Annotated in this window: 3 protein-coding genes; all 3 read left to right on the top strand. The window is 61.2% G+C overall.

The window, feature by feature from the left end:
* Window positions 1–376 precede the first annotated feature (376 nt).
* The 3 genes from A2J01_RS05410 (at window position 377) to A2J01_RS05420 (ending at window position 2,357) form a co-directional block, all read left to right on the top strand.
* Window positions 377–727 (top strand): hypothetical protein, encoded by a 351-nt coding sequence (locus A2J01_RS05410; protein ID WP_064112259.1) that lies wholly within the window; start codon window positions 377–379, stop codon window positions 725–727.
* 23 nt (window positions 728–750) lie between these two features.
* Window positions 751–1,527 (top strand): hypothetical protein, encoded by a 777-nt coding sequence (locus tag A2J01_RS05415; protein ID WP_231915708.1) that lies wholly within the window; start codon window positions 751–753, stop codon window positions 1,525–1,527.
* A 638-nt stretch (window positions 1,528–2,165) separates the two neighbouring features.
* Window positions 2,166–2,357, top strand: a complete 192-nt coding sequence (locus A2J01_RS05420; protein ID WP_064112260.1) for a hypothetical protein — start codon at window positions 2,166–2,168, stop codon at window positions 2,355–2,357.
* The last annotated feature ends 138 nt before the right edge of the window (window positions 2,358–2,495 follow it).

Here is a 2,495-nt window from a genome sequence, read left to right on the forward strand (position 1 = left end):
GTGACGTTGACCGGGCCGTAGGCGATGCCGGTGTGGACCGAGATGAGATTGTTGCCGGCGTCGAAAACCTGGCCCGTGGTGTATGTGTCCGTGGGATCGGTGTCGGCTGCGGAGATGAGAAACGTGTGGTGCCCAGCGCTGATCAAACCGGTGATCGTCATCCGTCGATTTAAGCAGCTTGAACCTTGCAGGTCCGTCGATCCCCCTCAGACGAACGGGATTTCGCGGGGGAGAACCGATCATGTCCAGCGCAGCTGAATCATCCGCCGACGACGCGCGATCCCCACCATCCTCACCGGCTCGTACAGAGAGATCACCGCGAACGTCGCAATCATCAACCCCGCCCCCGATGGTCAGGGCAGGCATACTAGGCGGCATGAGCTACAACCTGGCGTTCTGGGCTGGAGGCGATGATCTCGACCCCGACAACGTCTACACGCGCCTGAACGACGAGCAATCCGTCAAAGGTGTCGACGTGGTGGACCGGGACCGTGTCTTGCGGGCGTTTGCGGAGGACCTCCCAGGCTGGACGTGGGACGGGCAGTTCCTGCGCCCGCCCGGGACTGACCCTGAAGGAACGCCGGCCTATGACGTATCCATCGGTGAGCAGTTGGTCGAGTTCATCGGCTACAAATTCCGAGGAGAGCATGCCAACGAGATCATCGGCGCGATGCACTCACTCGGCTATCGCCTCTACGACCCGCAGATTAGTGAACGATTCGCCTGAGCCGCGACGGAAAAGGAGTGAAAATGCCGTCGACATCACTGCTCCGAACCATGACGGACGGACTGACCTTGAGAGCCATCTCGCCTGAGGGGCCGCCAGCATCCGAAAGTGTCACCGCCGCTCTCGTTGTTCGTTCGCTGCAATTACTTCGCGACATCGACCCGGTCTTCGGTGTCGACCTCTATCAGTCGGTAGGCGATGATCTCCCCCCCGAGGCGACGGTCGAGCAGATACTCGCCTCGAACGTTCGGCAGATCCTGGTGCCGCCGACGGAAGGATCGATCGAAACAGCATTGATCGAGAAGCGGCGATCACGCCACGCCACCGGTGGGATGTATCCACTCTCGCTCCCACAACACCTAAGCCTGTACTCGAATGCCGGCGATATTCGCGTGGTGGCCGGTTTCGGGGGCACTTCGGGGACGGGAAGTTTCATCTGCACTTTCGCCGACGAATCTCGGATCACACTGGCATTGAGACTCGTTCAAGGGCTGACTGATATCTGGGATGCCCCCACAGCGGTCCTTTACCGGCGAGCTGAGTCGCGGGTTCAGAGTTACGTGCCCGGCGGTGCGACGATCGGCAGCTGCACCTATTTGGGTCAAGAGTTTCCCGTCGACGAAACCCAGCTCCCGCCCACCGTGGAGGCATTTCCGTATCGGGACGGCACCGTGGTCATTCAGCGTGATCTGTCTGCGCCGTTGACTGCCGATGACATCCGCGGGATCCGTGCCGCGGCAAGCCTGCCGACCGAACGACGGGCAATCAGGCTACCGAAAGGCTCACGACTGGTGTTATAGATCTTCGTAGCGCTGAAGGGGAGCTGCTCTGCCGGAACGACTCTCACCGCATGGCCGCAGATTGACGGACTTGCCGGGGATATCTTGGGGGCGACATGGGGTTCGTGAGGGGTTCCGTAGCGATCGCCGTCAGGGTGGGGAACGGGTTCTTCAGAGGCAACGTATGTCCCGTGACCGCGTCCGATGCCCAGTGTGCGGCTGGTGCGAGCACGTGCGGGCGAGCGAGATCACTCCAAAGGACTCCGACGAGTGACGCTCAATTCTCAATGGAGGGGCAGGTAGGGCAAGGCCGTCGAGCGACGGTTCGACTGGCGTTCCACAGGTGCGGATCAGGCCTGTCCTGGCTTTGAGTGACTTGCAGGTTGGTGAGCGGGCCAATCCGTCGGCGTGCACGTTCAAGATCTGGATTATCTGTCTCCAAGAACGGTATAGGCAGCGAGCTTTCTCAGTTCCTCGCACGCTCTGTATGCGACCGATGACAGTTGACAATCGATTGGTCGGCGTTCTCAGCCCGCCGAAGTTCTAAAAGCCTCACACACAGCACACAACCCCACGACGGCGCCGTGTGTGTGGCGATCTCATCGGAAGCGAAGTTACAGCGCACCCCGCTGTGACCCGCACAGAACCGAGGAGACCGGATGCACAAGGAACAGCGCCGACTCGTCGCCAAACTTCACGACGCCGGATACGTCACCCGCCGCACCAGCAAACAGCACCTCCTCGTGCTCCGCGACGGGCAGATCATCACCTGCTTCGCCGGCACACCGAGCGACTTCCGCAGCTGGCGGAACTCACTGGCTCCGCTACGCCGCCTCGGTTTCTGTGCATGACCTCTACGAAGGGAACACCGATCATGACGATCACCCGCACCACGTGTGCTGCTGCCCTGTTGGCGCTGACGGCGGCGACGACGTTGACCGCCTGCAGTAGTGAATCCCCGTCCGCGTTGACGATCGCGATGACGGCGA

Source organism: Rhodococcus sp. EPR-134, from assembly GCF_001647205.1.
In the GTDB taxonomy this organism is placed as follows: Bacteria; Actinomycetota; Actinomycetes; order Mycobacteriales; family Mycobacteriaceae; genus Rhodococcus_F; species Rhodococcus_F qingshengii.